This window comes from Pseudomonas benzenivorans, assembly GCF_033547155.1.
GTDB lineage: Bacteria > Pseudomonadota > Gammaproteobacteria > Pseudomonadales > Pseudomonadaceae > Aquipseudomonas > Aquipseudomonas benzenivorans_B.
This window is the reverse complement of sequence record NZ_CP137892.1, coordinates 3,707,564-3,724,619: the sequence shown is the minus strand read 5'-3', so window position 1 is coordinate 3,724,619 and position 17,056 is coordinate 3,707,564. Positions and strand designations below refer to the sequence as shown.

The following is a 17,056-nucleotide window of genomic DNA, read 5'->3' as shown; positions in this document are numbered from 1 at the left end:
CCGAGGGGCGCGGCAGCAGGTTCCACCGAATGGAGCCGCGGTACTCAGGGTTTACCCCACAACTCCGACAGGTTGCCGGCGGGGTCCGCAATCGAGATGGCCTGGGTGCCGTCGCCGTAGTCCCAGCGATTGAGCGGTTCGATGCCTTTATCCCGCAGCCTTTCCAGGGCTTGAGCGACGCTGTCCACCTCGAACGCGAATGCCATCCCGTGTCCGCTTGGGCGGAACTCGGGGTAGGGAAAACGGCCGTCGCGGCCCGTGTGGATGGTGATAGTCAGGCCGCCTGGGGCCTGGAAGCTCTGCCATGGATTGCCCAGCCTGGACTCGCCACAGGCGAGCGTTGGCAACGCCAGGTCGGTGCCATAGAAACTGACCACCCGTGCGAAGAGTTCGTGCTCGACCGGAACCAGAATGCTCGTGCCGCAGATCATGCTGCCCTCCATGGACTAATCCTCCTTACTCGGTTGCAGTATGGGCTTCTAGCGAGCGGAGGCCCTGGCCGCTCCGCGCTAGGTCAAGACAATCTAGCCATTCCTTTGTCTCTACGCGTGAGTTGGCCACGGGCAGCAAGCGGCAAGGCTTTCGCCCGTGCCTTTCTGGATTGCCGGGGAGACGCCTCAGAACCACTGGTCGTTGCGTTTGCGCCGGCGGGTCATGCTCGGCAGGATCAGCCCGAGCAGCAGGCCGGCGCCGGCGATGCCGCCGCCATAGACCAGGTAGCGCATCAGCAGGCGGTTGTTCTCATCGCCCAGCTGTGCCTGGGTGCTGCGCAGCTCCGACTGGGTCGCGCTCAGCTCGGCGGTGAGGGCCTTGCGTGTGGCCTGCAGCTCGTCGATCAGCGCCTTGCGCGCGTCCAGGGTCTCCTGCATGCCCTGGACCCGGGTCTTCCAGCTGTCGTCGATGCGCTCGAGCTGTTCGCTCAGCTCCGCCACCTGCTGCTCCAGTTGGGGCAGGCGCTCGGCCTGGCCGGGCATCTCCTGCAGGTCGCGGCTGGGAATCCACACGCTGTCGCCGGATTCGCTGCGCACCCGGCTATAGTCGCCCTGGGTGGCGAGCAACTCGACCTTCTGCCCGGACTTGAGGGTGCCGACGATGCGGTAGCCGTCGGTCGGGCCGCTTCGCACATAGGTCTGCAGGCTGTCGCTGACCCAGCGCTCATTGCCGGCGGCCTGGGCCTGGCCGCCGAACAGCAAGGCGAGCAGGAGCCAGGGCAGGCGGGAGAGCCGGGTGGAGCGTCGAGGTGATAGGGACATGGCGATCTTCACATGAGAAAGGGATGAAGGCCTCGCGGTACGGGCCGATGACGGCGGGGACGTTGCCCCGCGTGGGGTGCCGCCAACTGGGCGGCGCGCCCGCTGCGGCCGGGCGAAAGGAGGGGCGAAGCGCTGTTGGCTCGCCACATCATCCCTGAGGCCTCCCGCACACAGACCGCTCGCGCGGCCCTGGGTTCACTCCGGTTTGGCCGCAGGCATGCCATTGGGCCGTGTCGATGCCGATAGCACCGCTGGATGGAGCCCGCGCTCAGTTCGTTGGGGCCGGCTTCCGCTTGCGTCCGGTTGCCGCCTTGGGCTTGCCCGGCCGGCGTTTCTTCTTCCAGGGCGCCGCGCCCTGTGCCGCCGCCGGGCCGCTGATGTTCAGGTGCAGGCCGGCGCAGCGTTGCACCTGCTTGCTCATCCAGGCCGACTGCTTGGCGACGAACTCGTCCAGGCTCATCTCGCCGCTCTGCACCATGTCCAGGGCCTGCTCCCAGATGGCGGTGGTGCCGGGGTCGGCGATGGCCCGGGGCACCGCGTCGATCAGGCTGAAGGCGGCCGGGGTGGCGGTCAGGGCCTTGCCCTGCTTGCGCAGGTAGCCGCGCTCAAGCAGGCCCTGGATGATCCCGGCGCGGGTCGCCTCGGTGCCGATGCCGGTGGTGTCCTTGAGCTTCTGCTTGAGCCGCGGATCGTCCACCAGCCTGGCCACGTTCTTCATCGCCTTGATCAGCTCGCCCTCGGTGAAGGGCTTCGGCGGCTGGGTCTGCTGGTCCTTCAGGTGCACCTGCGCGACCGCGCAGGCCTGGCCCTCGCGCAGGGGCGGCAGGGTCTGCGTGGTAGTGTCTTCGCCGGTTTTGGCCACGGCTAGCGCCTGGGGCAGGGCGCGCTTCCAGCCGGGCTCGACGATTTGCTTGCCCACGGCGCGCAGGGCCTGGCCGGCGCAGGCGAAGTCGGCCTGGGTGCGGTCGTATGCGTGGTCGGGGAGGAACTGCGCCAGGTAACGGGCGCGGATCAGTTGGTAGACCGCGCGCTGCTTGCCGCTCAGGCGCGCCGAGGCGAGCGCCGCGACGGTGGGGATGATGCCGTGGTGGGCGGCGACCTTGGCGTCGTTCCAGGCCCGCGAGCGGCGCTGTGGATCGATATGTGCCATCAGCTCGGCCAGGGCCGGGTCGGCGCGGCCCAGGGCCGCGAGGATCGCCGGCGCCTCGCCGTGCTGGCTCAGGGGCAGGTAGCCGCAATCGCTGCGCGGGTAGGTGATGAGCTTGTGGGTCTCGTAGAGCGCCTGGGCGATGTCCAGGGTCTCCTGGGCGCCCAGGCCGAGCCGCTTGGAGCAGACCTCCTGCAGGGTGCCTAGGTCGAACGGCAGCGGTGCGACCTCGCGCATCCGTTCGGTGCGCAGGCGCTCCAGGCGGGCGCTGGCGGCGGCCGTCATGGCATCGGCCGCCTGCCGGGCCAGCGCCGGGTTCAGGCAGCGGCCCTGCTCGTCGCAGGCGTCCGGCGCGGCGCGCCACTGGGCGCTGAAAGTCGTGCCGGCGCTGACCAGTTGCACCTCGATGGCCCAGTAGGGCACCGGCACGAAGGCGGCGATGCTGCGGTCGCGGTCCACCACCAGGCGCAGGGTCGGCGTCTGCACCCGCCCCACCGGCAGCACGCCCTGGTAACCGGACTGGCGGCCGAGCAGGGTGAACAGCCGGCTCATGTTCATGCCGATCAGCCAGTCGGCGCGCGAGCGCCCGAGGGCCGCCTGGTACAGGCTGAAGGTCTCGGCGCCGGGCTTGAGCGCGGCCAGGGCCTTGCGGATCGAGGCGTCGTCCAGCGCCGACAGCCACAGGCGCTGGATCGGCCCGCGGTAGCGGCAATGCTCCACCAGTTCGCGGGCGATCAGCTCGCCCTCGCGGTCGGCATCGGTGGCGATCACCAACTCGTCTGCCTCGCCGAGCAGGCGCTTGACCGCCTTGAACTGGCCGGCGGTCTTGCTCTTGACCAGCATCTTCCACTGGTCCGGGATGATCGGCAGGTCGGCGAGGGCCCAGCGCTTGTAGCGGACATCGTAGGCATCCGGCGGCGCGGTCTCCAGCAGGTGGCCGATGCACCAGGTCACCGTCACCTGGGCGCCGAGCCAGCAGCCATCGCCACGCCGGCTGGCGCCGAGCACCTTGGCGATGTCCTTGGCCTGGGAGGGTTTTTCACAGAGAAAGAGCCGCATGGCTGCCGTCGTCGGTTGTCGCGATGGCGCCTAGCATGGGCAGAAAGCGCCGCTCGGGCAAGAATTATCTGTATGTATGTACAGTTGATGTGTTGCCGGATCATCCACCTCGAGTCAGCGGGGGGAGTGTTCAGCAAAGGGCGCGGCGGGGCTTGTGGCCGTGCTCGAGTACAGGGCTATCCGGGCTACTTGCTGGTCAGCGCCTCGCCGAAGCGCATCTCCAGCCCCTGACCGGGTAGCGGTTCCAGGCCGACCAGGGCGATGCCGCCGAGCACGGTCGCGCGCTCGGCGGCAGGGGGCGGACAGTCACGGGCCTTCCACGGCAGTCGTCGGTGCGCGGTTGTGGGCGTTTTTTTGACTATCTTGTCATAGTGCGTCACCCGCCTTGCCAGGAGCCTGGACGCTCCCCTTGTCTTGGGGTTGCACCCGCCATCGGGTGACACGACTGCCCCTGCTCGAGTCGACGAGAGCAGGGCCAGCACCTGGACGCCAGCCATCGGCATGCAGGCTTGCCACGTGCATACCAGTCGTCGAATAAGGGCCTGTCGGGCCAGCCTTCGTGCCAAGGTCGCGTCGGGTTCATGGCCAAGGTTGTTCCCCCGAGGTCAGCGCCATTGATCGATCTGGAACGAGTGCAGTTGGAGGCTTGTCGATGCTTCGCGCTAATACTGCAGGTGCCGGAACTAATCCCCACGACCCGCGACACAATTCGCGCTCGAAGAAATGGCACCTGATGTATTTTTTTCTGGCCGGATTCGACGTGTTGGTCGTGGTCCTCGGCGTGCTCCTGAATCATCAGATCGTCAGCGCCTATCATCGCTCCATTCAGGCCAACCAATCCTGGGTTCAGCAGTTGTCGAGTTACTCGGTGCTGGGCAGCTACGCCTCCGACGTCAACGCGCCGGGCAACGACGTGTTCGATTCGCGGGAGGTCGACCGCGAGTCGCGAAAGTTGAGCCAGGCGCTGGCTGTGTTCCACGAGCACCTGGCGCTGGGCAAGGCACAGCTTCAGGCTCGGCTGGATGGGCCCGAAGAGCACAGCGCCGAGATACAGGGCTACACCCGGGCGCTGCAGGGGGAGGTGGAGGCGGTCGATGCCGCCATGGGAAAGATGGTCGACGAAGCCTTGCTGATTTTTTCCTACTTCCGGGCCGACGAGCCGGACAACGCGGGCAAGCGCATGGCGACCATGGACCGCAAGTACGCCGAGTTGCTGGCGTCACTGGCGACGGTACGGGGGCGCGTTGGGCAGATCCAAGGCAAGCTGCTGGAGGAGGAACTGGCGTCGGTCGAGGTACTGCGCAAGATCGAGTACGCGATCATGGCCTTCGTGCTGGTGATGGTCAGCGCGGCTGTCGCATACGGGCGCAAGATTCGACGCGAAATGGAGGCCCACGCCGAGGAGCGCGAAGGTTACCTGGAGGAATTGCGCGAGAGCGAAAGACGCTTTCGCCAGCAGGCCTCGCTGCTGGACAAGGCCCAGGATGCGATCGTCGTGCACGGCATGGATGACCGTATTCTCTATTGGAACAAGAGTGCCGAGCGTCTCTACGGTCTGAGCGCGCAGCAGACGCCCGAGGAGTCGGCGCGCACGCTGATCTACCAGAACGACGGCACGCGCGATGCGGCCATCGCGACGCTGCTCGAGTCGGGCGACTGGGCCGGAGAGGTCACGCTCAGGCGTCCGGGCCGCAGCATTACCCTGGAAAGCCGCGCCACACTGGTGCGCGATGAGACGGGCCAGCCCCAGTCCGTGCTGTCGATCAACACCGACATCAGCCAACGCAAGACCACGGAGCAAGAGGTCAACCGTCTGGCCTTCTACGACCAGCTGACCGGGCTGGCCAACAGGCGACTCATGCTCGATCGCTTGCAGCGCATCCTGGCGGGCAATGCCCGCAGCCTGCGCACCAGCGCGGTGATACTCATCGACCTGGATAACTTCAAGGCGCTGAACGACACCCTGGGGCACGATCGCGGCGACATGTTGCTGCAGCAGGTTGCCCGGCGTCTCGCCGACTGCGTCCGCGAAAGCGATACCGTGGCGCGTCTGGGAGGGGACGAGTTCGTGGTCTTGCTCGAAGACCTGGATGAAGCCCCTGTCGAGGCGGTGGCCCAGGCCCAGGATATCGGCGACAAGATCCTCGGCGCGCTGAACATTTCCTACCGACTGGATGGTTACGAACACCACAGCACCCCCAGCATTGGCATCGCCCTGTTCCAGGGGCAGCTCAGCAGCGCGGACGACATCATGAAGCGCGCCGACTTGGCGATGTATCGCGCAAAAGCCGCAGGCCGTAACACCCTGCGCTTCTTCGATCCGGAAATGCAGGCGGTGGCCACGGCCCGGGCCCGACTGGAAGCCGACTTACGCCGCGGCCTGAAGAGAGAAGAGTTCCTGCTGCACTTTCAGCCGCAGCTGAATAATGCGGGTTGCATCCTGGGGGCGGAGGCCCTGCTGCGCTGGCAACACCCCGAGCGTGGGAGCGTGTCCCCCGTCGAGTTCATCTCTGTGGCGGAGGAAACCGGGCTTATCTTGCCCTTGGGGCGCTGGGTGCTGGAAGCCGCGTGCGCGCAGTTGGTGGAGTGGGCACAACATCCGGAAACCGCCCAGTTGAGCATGGCGGTGAATGTCAGCGCACGGCAGTTCCACCACCCTGATTTCGTCGAGGAGGTGCTGTCGGTGTTGAACTGCTCAGGCGCCGACCCGAGGCGACTGAAGCTGGAGCTGACGGAAGGTTTGCTGATCGAGGATGTAGAGAATACCGTCGCCAAGATGGTCGAATTAAAAGACAGTGGCATCGGCCTCTCCCTGGACGACTTTGGTACGGGCTACTCGTCGCTGTCCTACCTCAAGAGCCTGCCGTTGGATGAGCTAAAAATCGACCAATCCTTCGTCAGGGACGTGCTGGTCGACCCGAACGACACCTCCATCGCCTGTGCGATCGTCAGCCTGGGCCAGAGTCTGGGGCTGGGGGTCATCGCCGAAGGGGTGGAGACAGAAGCCCAGCGCAGCTTCCTGGTCGATCATGGCTGCCATGTCCATCAGGGCTACCTATTCTCCCCGCCGCTGCCGGCCGGCCCTTTCATGGCGTTCGTGCGCGAGAAACTGATGGTCGAGAGTTGAGCTCCCAGGGGCCTGCTCCGCCCGTTTCACATGCTCCGCAAGGCGGGCCGAAGGCGTAACTCGCCGAGCGATGATGGAGGCAGCGGCGAAAGTGCGTAAAGCAGCTGTACCGGTCGTCATGGGGGTCTTGAGCACCGAGCCGTGTGGCTCAAATGACGGGCCCGACAAGGCTCGATGAGCCTAGAACGGTGCTGTTTCACCATGGGCGTTATCGATGGAGCGCTCGTGCAGGGTGGCAAATGGCGAAGCCTTTTCCACCGCCCAATATCCGAGCGACCTGCCTTGCCCGGGCATAGGTTTTCGCCGGTAATGGCGGGTGGCTTTTTGAGTCGCCGGGTGAGCCATATTCAGGCCCGGCATCGCAAGGCCACGCAAGCGAGTGGCGCTATGTCATCGCAAGGTGAGGGTTGTGAGGTCGCGGGTGGACAAGCTCACGCGTTGTCCATCCCACGGCAATCCGTGCTTTTGGCTGGGCTACAGGGCGATCAGCCCAACTTCAACTCGGCCCAGACCCTCGCCGCGCTGTGATGCAGGATGCCGTGACGCCGGGCCAGGGCGGCGCGGTCCTGGTCGTAGCCGCCGCCGATCAATCCCATCACCGGGATGTCGCGGCCCAGGCAGTGGCGGATCACCGTTTCGTCGCGGGCGGCCAGGCCCTGGTCGCTCAGTTGCAGGTAGCCCAGGGCGTCGCCCTGGTGCACGTCGACGCCGGCGTCGTACAGCACGATGTCCGGCTGATACAGCGGCAGCAGGTAGTTCAGCGCATCCTCCACCACCTTCAGATAATCGGCGTCGCCCATGCCCCGGGGCAGGGGGATGTCCCAGTCGCTCTCGGCCTTGCGCGCCGGGAAGTTCTGCTCGCAGTGCAGCGACACGGTGACCGCCTCCGGGCAGTCGGCCAGCAGCCGCGCGGTGCCGTCGCCCTGGTGCACGTCGCAGTCGAAGATCAGCACCCGCTGGGCCTGGCCGGCCGCCAGCAGGTAGCGGGCGATTACCGCCAGGTCGTTGAAGATGCAGAAGCCGGCCGGAAAGTCGTAATGGGCGTGGTGGGTGCCGCCGGCCAGGTGGCAGGCCAGGCCGTGCTGCAGCGCCAGCTCGGCGGTCAGCAGCGAGCCGCCCACCGCGCGCACGGTGCGCCGGGCCAGGGCCTCGCTCCAGGGCAGGCCGAGGCGGCGCTGGTCCTCGCGGGGCAGCTCGCCGCACATATAGCGTTCTATGTAGGCCGGGCAGTGGGCCAGGGCCAGCACCTCGGTCGGGCAGAGCTCGGGGCGCAGCAGCCCGGCATCGGCGACCAGGCCGCCGTCCACCAGATGGTCGCGCAGCAGGCGGAACTTCTCCATGGGGAAGCGGTGCCCGGCCGGGAAGGGCGGGCTGTAGTCGTCGTGGTAGACCAGCGGCAGGCGCATACAATAGGGCTCTTTCAGGCTGCGTCCGAGTATGGCGGCGCGGCCCGGCCCGACTCAAGCGGAGGCCCGATGCCCGCCCCGATCGAATTGCACACACCACGCCTGCTGCTGCGGCCCTGGCGCGACGCGGATCGTGCCCCCTTCGCCGAGATGAATGGCGACCCACAAGTGATGCGGCATTTTCCCGCGCCCCTCAGCCGCGAGGAGAGCGACCGCGTGGCCGAGCGCCTCGAGGCGGATTTCGCCGCGCACGGCTTCGGTTTCTGGGCCTTGGAGCGCAAGGACAGCGGCGCCTTCATCGGCTTCACCGGCTTGCGCCCGGTGACCTTCGCAGTGCCCTTCTGCCCGGCGGTCGAGATCGCCTGGCGTCTGGACCGCGCGCACTGGCGTCAGGGCCTGGCCAGCGAGGCGGCGCGGGCGGCCCTGGCCTGCGGCTTCACGCAGTTGGCGCTGGAGCAGATCGTCAGTTTCACCACGCGGGACAACCTGGCATCCCAGGGCGTCATGCAGGCCATCGGCATGCGCCGCGACCCGGCCGGCGATTTCGACCATCCGGCGCTGCCGGCGGGGCATCGTCTGCGCCGGCATGTGCTGTATCGCCTGGGTCGCGCCGACTGGGAGGTAGGCCGATGAGCGAGATCGAGCCGGTGCGCGCCTACCACCAGCTGAGCAAGCACCAGCCGCAGCGCTTCGCCCCGGGGCCCGGCCAGCTGGACTGGGCGACTCAGCCGGCGCCGTTTCGCCGTTACGCCGGCGCTCGGCTGATCGCGCTGTACCAGCGCCCGCTGGAGGAGTCGCCGGGCTACGACGCGCCGTTCGCCGCGCCCCTGGGCAGGCCCGCGCCGCTGAACCGGGCCAGCGTCTCCCAGCTGTTGTACGACAGCCTGGCGCTGTCGGCCTGGAAGGAGGCCGGCGGCAGCCGCTGGGCGCTGCGGGTCAACCCCTCGTCCGGCAACCTGCACCCCACCGAGGCCTACCTGCTGCTGCCCGCCGGCAGCCTGGAGGCCGGTGCGCTGTTGGCCCACTACGCCCCGGACGCGCACGCCCTGGAGGTGCGCGCCGCGCTGCCGCCGGCCCTGGCCGATGAGTTGACCCGGGCGCTGCCGGCCGGCGGCCTGCTGCTCGGCCTGGCCAGCATCCCCTGGCGCGAGGCCTGGAAGTACGGCGAGCGCGCCTATCGCTATTGCCAGCACGACCTCGGCCACGCCCTGGCCGCCGTGGCCATCGCCGCCAGTACCCTGGGCTGGCAGGTGCGCCTGCTGCGCGGGGTCGCCGAGGCGCGCCTGGACGGCCTGCTGGGGCTGGACCGCGACGGCTTCCACGAGGTCGAGCACGGCGACTGCCTGCTGTGGGTCGGCCCGCCCCAGGACGCCGAGTTCGCCCTGCCGGCGTCCCTGCTGAACGGCCTGGCGTCCCTCGAGCTCCAGGGCGCACCCAACCGCCTGTCGCGCCAGTACCGCGCCTGGCCGGAGCTGGCCCGGGTGCAGGCGCTGTGTCGCGCCCCGGCCCTGGCCGCCACGGCCTGGAGCGTCGAGCCGGGCCGAGCGGTGGTGGACAACCCCGGTCTGCCGCTGCGGCCGATCCTGCACCGGCGGCGCAGCGCCCAGGCCATGGACGGCAGGAGTGGCATCCAGGCCGAGCTGCTGCTGGCCTGGCTGCGTCGGCTGATGCCGGAGCACTCGCCGGTGCCCCTGGCCGTCACCGGCGAGCCGGCGGCGGTCGACCTGTTGCTGTTCGTCCACCGGGTGCAGGGGCTGATGCCCGGCCTGTACTGGCTGGCGCGCAGCGATGGCCAGATCCAGGACGGCCTGCGCGAGGACTTCCTGTGGCAGCGGGTCGACGCCGAGCTGCCGTTGTACCGCCTGCAGGAGGGTGATGCCCGCGGCCTGGCCGGTTTTCTCTCCTGCGGCCAGGATATCGCCAGCGACGGCTGTGTGGCCCTGGCCATGCTGGCGCGTTTCGACGCGGCGCTGGCCGATGGCCCCTGGCGCTATCCGCGGTTGTACTGGGAGTGCGGGCAGGTCGGCCAGCTGCTGTACCTGGAGGCCGAGGCGGCGGGGCTGTCGGCCACCGGCATCGGCTGTTATTTCGACGAAGCGCTGCACGAATTGCTCGGACTTGCCGACAGCCGCTGGCAAAGCCTTTACCATTTCACCCTTGGCCGCGCCCTATGGGACGAACGTCTGTCCACCTTGCCGGCCTACCCCGATCCACTTTTGCCGCCGACCTAGGCGGCGCATTAGGAGTGCATGCATGAGTCAGGTATTGGACGAACTGGTCGCCCTGTTGAGCCTGGAGCCCATCGAGGAGAACCTGTTCCGCGGGGTCAGCCAGGACCTGGGGTTCCGCCAGCTGTTCGGCGGTCAGGTGCTCGGCCAGTGCGTGTCGGCGGCCAGCCAGACGGTCGAGGCCGACCGCCATGTGCACTCGCTGCACGGCTACTTCCTGCGTCCGGGCGATGCCAGCCTGCCGGTGGTCTACCAGGTCGACCGGGTGCGCGACGGCGGCAGCTTCAGCACCCGGCGGGTGATGGCGATCCAGAAGGGCAAGCCGATCTTCACCTGCAGCGCCTCGTTCCAGTACGACGAGGAGGGCTTCGAGCACCAGAACCTGATGCCCGACGTGCCGGGGCCGGAAGGCCTGCAGTCGGAGACCGAGCTGGCCAGCCTGGTCGCCGATTCCCTGCCCGAGCGCATCCGCGAGCGGGTGGTGGGCGCCAAGCCGATCGAGATCCGCCCGGTCACGGTGGCCAACCCCTTCGCCCCCGAGCGCAGCGAGCCGGTCAAGCACGTGTGGTTCCGCGCCGCCGGCGAGCTGCCGGACGATCCGCAGCTGCACAAGTACCTGCTGGCCTACGCCAGTGACTTCAACCTGCTGACCACCTCGATGCTGCCCCACGGCGTGTCCGTCTGGCAGAAGTTCATGCAGGTCGCCAGCCTCGACCACTCGCTGTGGTTCCACGGCAACCTGCGCCTGGACGACTGGCTGCTGTACTCGATGGACAGCCCCTGGGCCGGCAATGCCCGCGGCTTCTCCCGTGGCAGCGTGTTCAACCGCCAGGGCCAGCTGGTCGCCTCGGTGGCCCAGGAAGGCCTGATCCGCCTGCGCGAGGACTGGAAGTGAAACTGGGCGAGGCGCGCCACTGGGTGTTCGACATGGACGGCACCCTGACCCTGGCGGTGCACGATTTTCCGGCGATCCGCCGCGTCCTGGAGATTCCCGCCGAGGCGGACATTCTCCACCACCTGGCGGCCCTGCCCGAGGACGAGGCGGCGGCCAAGCACGCCTGGCTGCTGGAGCACGAGCGCGAGCTGGCGTTGGCGGCGCAGCCGGCGCCGGGGGCGGTGGAGCTGGTGCGGGCGCTGCACGGACGCGACTGCCGGCTCGGCATTCTCACCCGCAACGCCCACGAGCTGGCCCTGCTGACGCTGCAGGCCATCGGCCTGGGCGACTGTTTCGCCACCCAGGACATCTTCGGCCGCGGCGAGGCGCCGCCCAAGCCCCATCCCGGCGGCCTGCTGCAGCTGGCCGAACGCTGGCGGGTGGCGCCGGGCGAGCTGGTGATGGTCGGCGACTTCCGCTTCGACCTGGAGTGCGCCCGCGCCGCCGGGGCCCGCAGCGTGCTGGTCAACCTGGCGGAGAACCCCTGGCCGGAGCTCAGTGATGGCTTTGCCCGCGATTGTGCCGAGCTGCTGGGGCAGTTGGGCTGACGTCTAGCAGGCCGTTGAAAAACTACCTACGTTGGCAATACTGCGTTAAAAACGGCCTCAAAATGCTCATTTACAGCACGTAAACTCCGCTTTTTCGGCCGTTTTTGCCTTGTCTTGCCTGCCTCGCCTACGTTTTTCAACGGCCTGCTACCCCAGCGCTGCGGGGGCGACCAGCAGGTCGGCGCGGGCCACCAGTTGCACGTGGCCGCCGACCCTGACCCGACCCTCCGCGCCGACGCACACCGCCAGCGTGCTAGGCCTGTGCAGGAAGCGACCCTGGTTGAGGCTGAAGGCTTCGCCGCGCGCGTGCAGCCCCTGCTCGACCAGGTAGGCGGCCACCGGTCCGGCGGCGCTGCCGGTGGCGATGTCTTCGATCACGCCGGCCGGGTCCCAGGTGCGCCCCTCGCGGTTGTCGACATCCAGCAGGAACACGAAGGCGGCGCCGCACGCGCGCAGCTCGGGGTCGAGCAATCGGCGTTGCCTGGCCCCGGCCAGCCCGGCGGCCGTGACCGGCAGCAGCAGGTAGGGCAGGCCGGTGCTGACCACGGTGGCCGGGTAGCGCCGGTCCAGGTGGTCGTCGCCCAGGCCGAAGGCATCGGCCACCGCACGAGCAGTGGCGTTGTCCAGCCGCTGACCGAATTCGGCCTGGCCCTGATCCATCTCGGCGTAGAAGCCCTGGCCATGGCGCCGGGTGATGACGTGCACGCTCTTGGCTTTCAGCTGCAGGGTCCACTCGGCGTGCTCGGCAGGTGCATGCAGGTGGTGCAGCAAGGCGGCCGCGCCGAGAATCGGGTGGCCGGCGAAGGGCAGCTCCTCCTCCGCGGTGAATATCTGCGCGCGGCAGCGACCGGGGCTGTCGCCGGGCAGCAGAAAGATCGACTCGAATTGGCGCAGTTCCTGGGTCAGCCGCTGCATGGTGGCTGTGGACAGGGCGTGTGCATCGGGGAATACCGCCAGGCCGTTGCCCGTCAGCGGGCGCTCGGCGAATACATCCAGCTGCCAGTAGTGCATGGCTGAGTCCTTGTGGTGATTTGCCGTCGCAGCCCAGTCCGCGACAGCGCTGGGGGGTGCATGGTATCAGGCCGCTCAGGGGCAGCGGCCGCCGGACTCCAGGTCCCTGAGGATCGGGCAGTCCGGGCGCTGGTCGCCCTGGCAGTGGTCCATCAGCTCCTGCAGGGTGTCGCGCAGGCCGCTCAGCTCGGCGATCTTGTGGTTCAGCTCGGCGATATGCCCGGCGGCCAGGGCCTTGACGTCGGCGCTGGCGCGCCCGCGGTCCTGCCACAGGGCCAGCAGCTGGGCCACCTCGGCCAGGGAGAAGCCCAGGTCGCGGGCGCGCTTGATAAAGGCCAGGCGGTGCAGGTCCTGGGGGCCGTACTGGCGGTAGCCGCTGTCGCTACGGCCGGCGGCCGGCAGCAGGTCGATGGACTCGTAGTAGCGGATCATCTTGGCGCTGAGGCCGGTCTTGCGCGCGGCTTGGCCGATATTCACGGGCGCTCCTCCTCTTGCCGGGGCTTCCAGGTCTTGAGCAGCAGGGCGTTGCTCACCACGCTGACGCTGGAGGCGGCCATGGCGGCGCCGGCGATCATCGGGTTGAGCAGGCCCAGGGCGGCCAGGGGGATGCCGACCAGGTTGTAGACGAAGGCCCAGAACAGGTTCTGGCGGATCTTGGCGTAGGTGCGCCGGCTGATGTCCAGGGCGGCCGGCACCAGGCGCGGGTCGCCGCGCATCAGGGTGATGCCGGCGGCGTGCATGGCCACGTCGGTACCACTGCCCATGGCGATGCCGACGTCGGCGGCGGCCAGGGCCGGGGCATCGTTGATGCCGTCGCCGACCATCGCCACCACGCCGCTGCGCTTCAGTTCGCCGACCAGGCCGGCCTTGTCCGCCGGCAGCACCTCGGCATGCACCGCGGCGATGCCCAGGGCGTCGGCCACGGCCGCGCAGCTGCCACGGTTGTCGCCGCTGATCAGGTGGCTGTCGATGCCGCTTGCCTTGAGCCGTTCGACGGCTTCGGCCGCACCCGCCTTGAGGCTGTCGCCGAAGGCGAACAGGCCCAGCACGCGGGGCTCGGGCGACTGTTCCAGCAGCCAGGACAGGGTACGGCCCTCGGCCTCCCATTGCTGCGCCTGCTCGGCCAGCTCGCCGGGCTGCAGGCCGTTGTCGTCGAGCAGGCGGCGGTTGCCCAGGGCCAGGCGGCGGCCATCGATCTGCCCGGCGATGCCACGCCCGGCCAGGGCCTGGCTGTCAGCCACCTCGGGCAGGCTCAGCGCGCGCTCGCTGCAGGCGTCCAGCACCGCCTTGGCCAGGGCGTGCTCGCTGCCACGCTGCAGGCCGCCGGCCAGCTGCAGCAGTTGCGCCTCATCGCCATCGACCGCCAGCAGGTGGACGATCCGCGGCGTGCCGGAGGTCAGGGTACCGGTCTTGTCGAAGGCCACGGCGGTCACGCCGTGGGCCACCTCCAGGGCCTCGGCGTCCTTGATCAGGATGCCGTGGCGCGCGGCCACCCCGGTGCCGGCCATGATCGCGGTGGGGGTGGCCAGGCCGAGGGCGCAGGGGCAGGCGATCACCAGTACCGCCACGGCGTTGAGCAGGGCCGTGGCCAGGGAGGCGCCGAGCGACAGCCAGATCAGCAGGGTGGCCAGGGCGATCAGCAGCACCGCCGGGACGAACACCTGGCTGACCCGGTCCACCAGCTTCTGGATTGGCGCCTTGGCCGCCTGGGCGTCTTCCACCAGGCGGATGATCTTGGCCAGCACGGTCTCCGCGCCGAGGGCCGTGGTCTCGATCAGCAGGCGGCCCTCGCCGTTGATCGCCCCGGCCGTGACCGCATCGCCCGGCTGCTTGGCCTGGGGCAGGCTCTCGCCGCTGATCAGCGCCTCGTCGGCGTGGCTCTGGCCCTCCAGCACCCGGCCGTCCACCGGGAAGCGCTCGCCGGGCTTGACCAGCACCCGGTCGCCCAGGGCCAGGGCGCTCAGCGGCACCCTCTCCTCGCGGCCGTCCCGCAGGCGTAGTGCCTGGTCCGGGCGCAGGGCCTGCAGGGCGCGAATGGCGCTGCTGGTCTGGCGCTTGGCGCGGCTTTCCAGGTACTTGCCGAGCAGGATCAGGGCGATGATCACCGCCGCGGCCTCGAAGTACAGTGCCGGCGCCTGTCCGGCCGGGGTGACCGCCCACTGGTACAGGCTCAGGCCGTAGGCGGCGCTGGTGCCGATGGCGACCAGCTGGTCCATGTTGCCGGCGCCGGCGCGCAGGGCCTGCCAGGCCGCGCGGTAGAAGCGTGCGCCGAGGACGAACTGCACCGGGGTGGCCAGGGCGAACTGGACCCAGGCCGGCAGCATCCAGTGCAGGCCGAAGGGGGCCAGCAGCATCGGCAGCACCAGCGGCGCGGCCAGCACCAGTGCCAGCAGCAGGTGCCAGCGTTCCCGTTGCAGGCGGCGGTCCGCGGCAGGCGGCTCCGGCGCCTCGAGATTCACCAGGCTGGCGCCGTAGCCGGCATCGGCGACGGCCTTGAGCAGCGGCTCTGGGTCCAGTCTGGGGCTGACCCGCAGCTGGGCCTGCTCGCTGGCCAGGTTGACGCTGACCGCCAGCACCCCCGGCTGCTTGGCCAGGGCGCGTTCGACCCGGCCGACGCAACTGGCGCAGGTCATGCCCTCGATGGCCAGCTCCAGGGGCGCGCTGGGCACCTGGTAGCCGGCGCCCTCGACTGCGGCGATCAGCTGCGCCAGGCTGTCCTCGGGGGCCTCGATGCGTGCCTGTTCGCTGGCCAGGTTGACGCTGGCGTTGGCGACCTGCGGCAGCTTGCGCAGGGCACGCTCGACCCGGCCGGCACAGCTGGCGCAGGTCATGCCGGCAATCGGCAGGTCGAAGGTGGTGAGACTGGTCATGGTCGATCTCCCAGGAAGTCGTCCCTAGGATCAACCTTGACCCATGGGTAAGGTCAAGACCCGTTTCAGAGGTTCAGGGGGCCGGCAGCAGGTAGAGCCCGGCCTCGCCCTGGGCGATGCGGTAGCGGCTAACCTGCCCGGCCTGCAGGCTGAGGCGCTGGCCATCGGGCAGGCGAATGCCCGGCTGGCAGTCGTCGCCACCGAGGGTGGCCAGGCGCAGCGATACCTCGCCAGGAGGTAGGTTGAAGGCCGCCGACTGGCCCGGGAACAGCCGCGCGGCCAGCCGTTCGTGCAGGTACAGGCCGATCTCGCAGGGCGTGGCCACGATCAGGCGCTCCCGTGAGACGATCAGCAGGGCATCACTCTCGGCCAGGGCCGGCATCTGGGCCGTGGCGGTCACGCCCAGCAGGCCGGCCAGCAGTGAAAGGAACCGGCGCGACATGTCGGCCTCCACAATCCCTAGGGGTACGACCTGAGCTTGGTCGAGTCGCGGGGGTTGGACAAGTGCCGGCTTGACCTTGCCCTCAGGGTAAGCCGGAGACTGCAGGGACCCGGTGAGCGTTCGGACCGGGTCCAGAACGAAGAGCATTTATGAGGAGATGCAAGATGCAGGTGTTCAAGGTGCAGGGCATGAGCTGCGGTCATTGCGTGCGGGCGATCACCCAGGCCGTCCAGGCGCGCGACCCGGCGGCCGAAGTGCAGGTCGATCTGCAGGCCGCCGAGGTGCGGGTGACCAGCCGGCTGTCGAACGAAGAGCTGCTCGAGGCGATCTTCGACGAGGGCTATACCGTCAGCCCGGCCTGAGGGCGGGGCCGGGCTCAGGCCTGCCAGTCGCGAAGCAGCCCGCGCAGTACGGCATCGATCAGCCCGGCGCTGTCCTGCAGCGGGTCGAACAGCAGCGGGTCGCGGGTCCAGTCGGTGAACAGGCCGACGATCTGGGCGTGCAGGGCGCGGGCGGCCAGGCGCGGGGTGACGCCCGGGTGCAGGCGTTGGCGACAGGCGGGGTGAGCGAACAGGGCCTCCACCAGTGCGATGAACGCATCGACGAAGAGGCGGCGCTGCAGCTCGGCATCGCGCAGTTCATCGGTGAATTCGCAGCGGTGCAGGAGGATGGTGAAGATGCGCCGCTTCTGCGCGTCGCGGGCCAGATTCTCGATGGCTTCGATGATCAGGTCGCGCAGCGTCAGCAGCGAGGCGTCGCCGTCGCAGCCGGACAGGCGCTCGGCCATCTGCTCCGGCGGCAGGCGAACCTGGTTGAGCATGGCGTTGAACAGGTCCGCCTTATTGGCGAAGTGCCAGTACACCGCGCCGCGGGTCACCCCGGCCTGGCGGGCGATCTGCTCCAGGCTGGTATGGGCCACGCCCTGTTGCAGAAACAGCGTCTCGGCCGCCGCGAGGATGTCGCAGCGGGTCTGCTCGGCTTGCTCTTTGGTTCGGCGCATGGCGATCGGGGGCTTTGTGGCTAGGCTTAGG

General features: G+C 68.9%; 15 protein-coding genes. 6 read left to right on the top strand and 9 right to left on the bottom strand.

What is annotated here, in order from left to right:
• Positions 1-44 precede the first annotated feature (44 nt).
• The 3 genes from SBP02_RS17190 to SBP02_RS17180 all read right to left on the bottom strand — a co-directional run bounded on the left by SBP02_RS17190 (position 45) and on the right by SBP02_RS17180 (position 3,459).
• On the bottom strand, positions 45-443 hold the full coding sequence (locus tag SBP02_RS17190) for a VOC family protein (RefSeq protein WP_318643582.1): 399 nt from the start codon (positions 441-443) through the stop codon (positions 45-47).
• Between the two features lie 174 nt (positions 444-617).
• Positions 618-1,253 (bottom strand): TIGR04211 family SH3 domain-containing protein, encoded by a 636-nt coding sequence (locus SBP02_RS17185; RefSeq protein WP_318643581.1) that lies wholly within the window; start codon positions 1,251-1,253, stop codon positions 618-620.
• Positions 1,254-1,521: 268 nt separating this feature from the next.
• Entirely contained in the window at positions 1,522-3,459 is a 1,938-nt protein-coding gene (locus SBP02_RS17180) for a DNA topoisomerase III (RefSeq protein WP_318643580.1), read from the bottom strand.
• 733 nt (positions 3,460-4,192) lie between these two features.
• Between SBP02_RS17180 and SBP02_RS17175 the strand changes: the two genes are divergently transcribed.
• Positions 4,193-6,586, top strand: coding sequence for a putative bifunctional diguanylate cyclase/phosphodiesterase (locus SBP02_RS17175; protein ID WP_318643579.1), 2,394 nt, complete (start codon positions 4,193-4,195; stop codon positions 6,584-6,586).
• Positions 6,587-7,071: 485 nt separating this feature from the next.
• Here SBP02_RS17175 and SBP02_RS17170 read toward each other — a convergent pair whose 3' ends face one another.
• Positions 7,072-7,992, bottom strand: coding sequence for a histone deacetylase family protein (locus SBP02_RS17170; RefSeq protein ID WP_318643578.1), 921 nt, complete (start codon positions 7,990-7,992; stop codon positions 7,072-7,074).
• 69 nt (positions 7,993-8,061) lie between these two features.
• On the opposite strand from SBP02_RS17170, the gene SBP02_RS17165 reads away from it, so the two are divergent.
• Genes SBP02_RS17165 through SBP02_RS17150 form a run of 4 tightly spaced genes read left to right on the top strand, consistent with a single transcriptional unit; the run spans position 8,062 to position 11,702 of the window.
• Entirely contained in the window at positions 8,062-8,625 is a 564-nt protein-coding gene (locus tag SBP02_RS17165; protein ID WP_318643577.1) for a GNAT family N-acetyltransferase, read from the top strand.
• The gene (locus SBP02_RS17160; RefSeq protein ID WP_318643576.1) at positions 8,622-10,223 is read left to right on the top strand and encodes a SagB/ThcOx family dehydrogenase; all 1,602 of its coding nucleotides are present in this window, start codon (positions 8,622-8,624) and stop codon (positions 10,221-10,223) included. Before SBP02_RS17165 ends, SBP02_RS17160 begins: the two co-directional genes overlap by 4 nt.
• Positions 10,224-10,245: 22 nt before the next feature.
• Positions 10,246-11,115, top strand: coding sequence for an acyl-CoA thioesterase II (gene tesB, locus SBP02_RS17155; protein WP_318643575.1), 870 nt, complete (start codon positions 10,246-10,248; stop codon positions 11,113-11,115).
• Entirely contained in the window at positions 11,112-11,702 is a 591-nt protein-coding gene (locus tag SBP02_RS17150; RefSeq protein ID WP_318643574.1) for an HAD family hydrolase, read from the top strand. The genes tesB and SBP02_RS17150 overlap by 4 nt, the downstream gene beginning before the upstream one ends.
• A 147-nt stretch (positions 11,703-11,849) precedes the next feature.
• Here the strand turns inward: SBP02_RS17150 and SBP02_RS17145 are convergent, their stop codons facing one another.
• From SBP02_RS17145 to SBP02_RS17130, 4 genes are all read right to left on the bottom strand, one after another.
• Complete coding sequence (locus SBP02_RS17145; protein ID WP_318643573.1) at positions 11,850-12,713, bottom strand: PhzF family phenazine biosynthesis protein; 864 nt, start codon at positions 12,711-12,713, stop codon at positions 11,850-11,852.
• Between the two features lie 75 nt (positions 12,714-12,788).
• Complete coding sequence (gene cueR / locus SBP02_RS17140) at positions 12,789-13,190, bottom strand: Cu(I)-responsive transcriptional regulator (RefSeq protein WP_318643572.1); 402 nt, start codon at positions 13,188-13,190, stop codon at positions 12,789-12,791.
• Positions 13,187-15,583 (bottom strand): heavy metal translocating P-type ATPase, encoded by a 2,397-nt coding sequence (locus tag SBP02_RS17135; RefSeq protein WP_318643571.1) that lies wholly within the window; start codon positions 15,581-15,583, stop codon positions 13,187-13,189. The genes cueR and SBP02_RS17135 overlap by 4 nt, the downstream gene beginning before the upstream one ends.
• 73 nt (positions 15,584-15,656) lie before the next feature.
• Positions 15,657-16,025, bottom strand: coding sequence for a hypothetical protein (locus SBP02_RS17130; RefSeq protein WP_318643570.1), 369 nt, complete (start codon positions 16,023-16,025; stop codon positions 15,657-15,659).
• Positions 16,026-16,189: 164 nt separating this feature from the next.
• Between SBP02_RS17130 and SBP02_RS17125 the strand changes: the two genes are divergently transcribed.
• Complete coding sequence (locus tag SBP02_RS17125; protein WP_318643569.1) at positions 16,190-16,387, top strand: heavy-metal-associated domain-containing protein; 198 nt, start codon at positions 16,190-16,192, stop codon at positions 16,385-16,387.
• 14 nt (positions 16,388-16,401) lie between these two features.
• Here the strand turns inward: SBP02_RS17125 and SBP02_RS17120 are convergent, their stop codons facing one another.
• A complete protein-coding gene (locus SBP02_RS17120) occupies positions 16,402-17,025 on the bottom strand; it encodes a TetR family transcriptional regulator (protein ID WP_318643568.1) in 624 nt (207 codons plus the stop codon).
• Positions 17,026-17,056 lie beyond the last annotated feature (31 nt).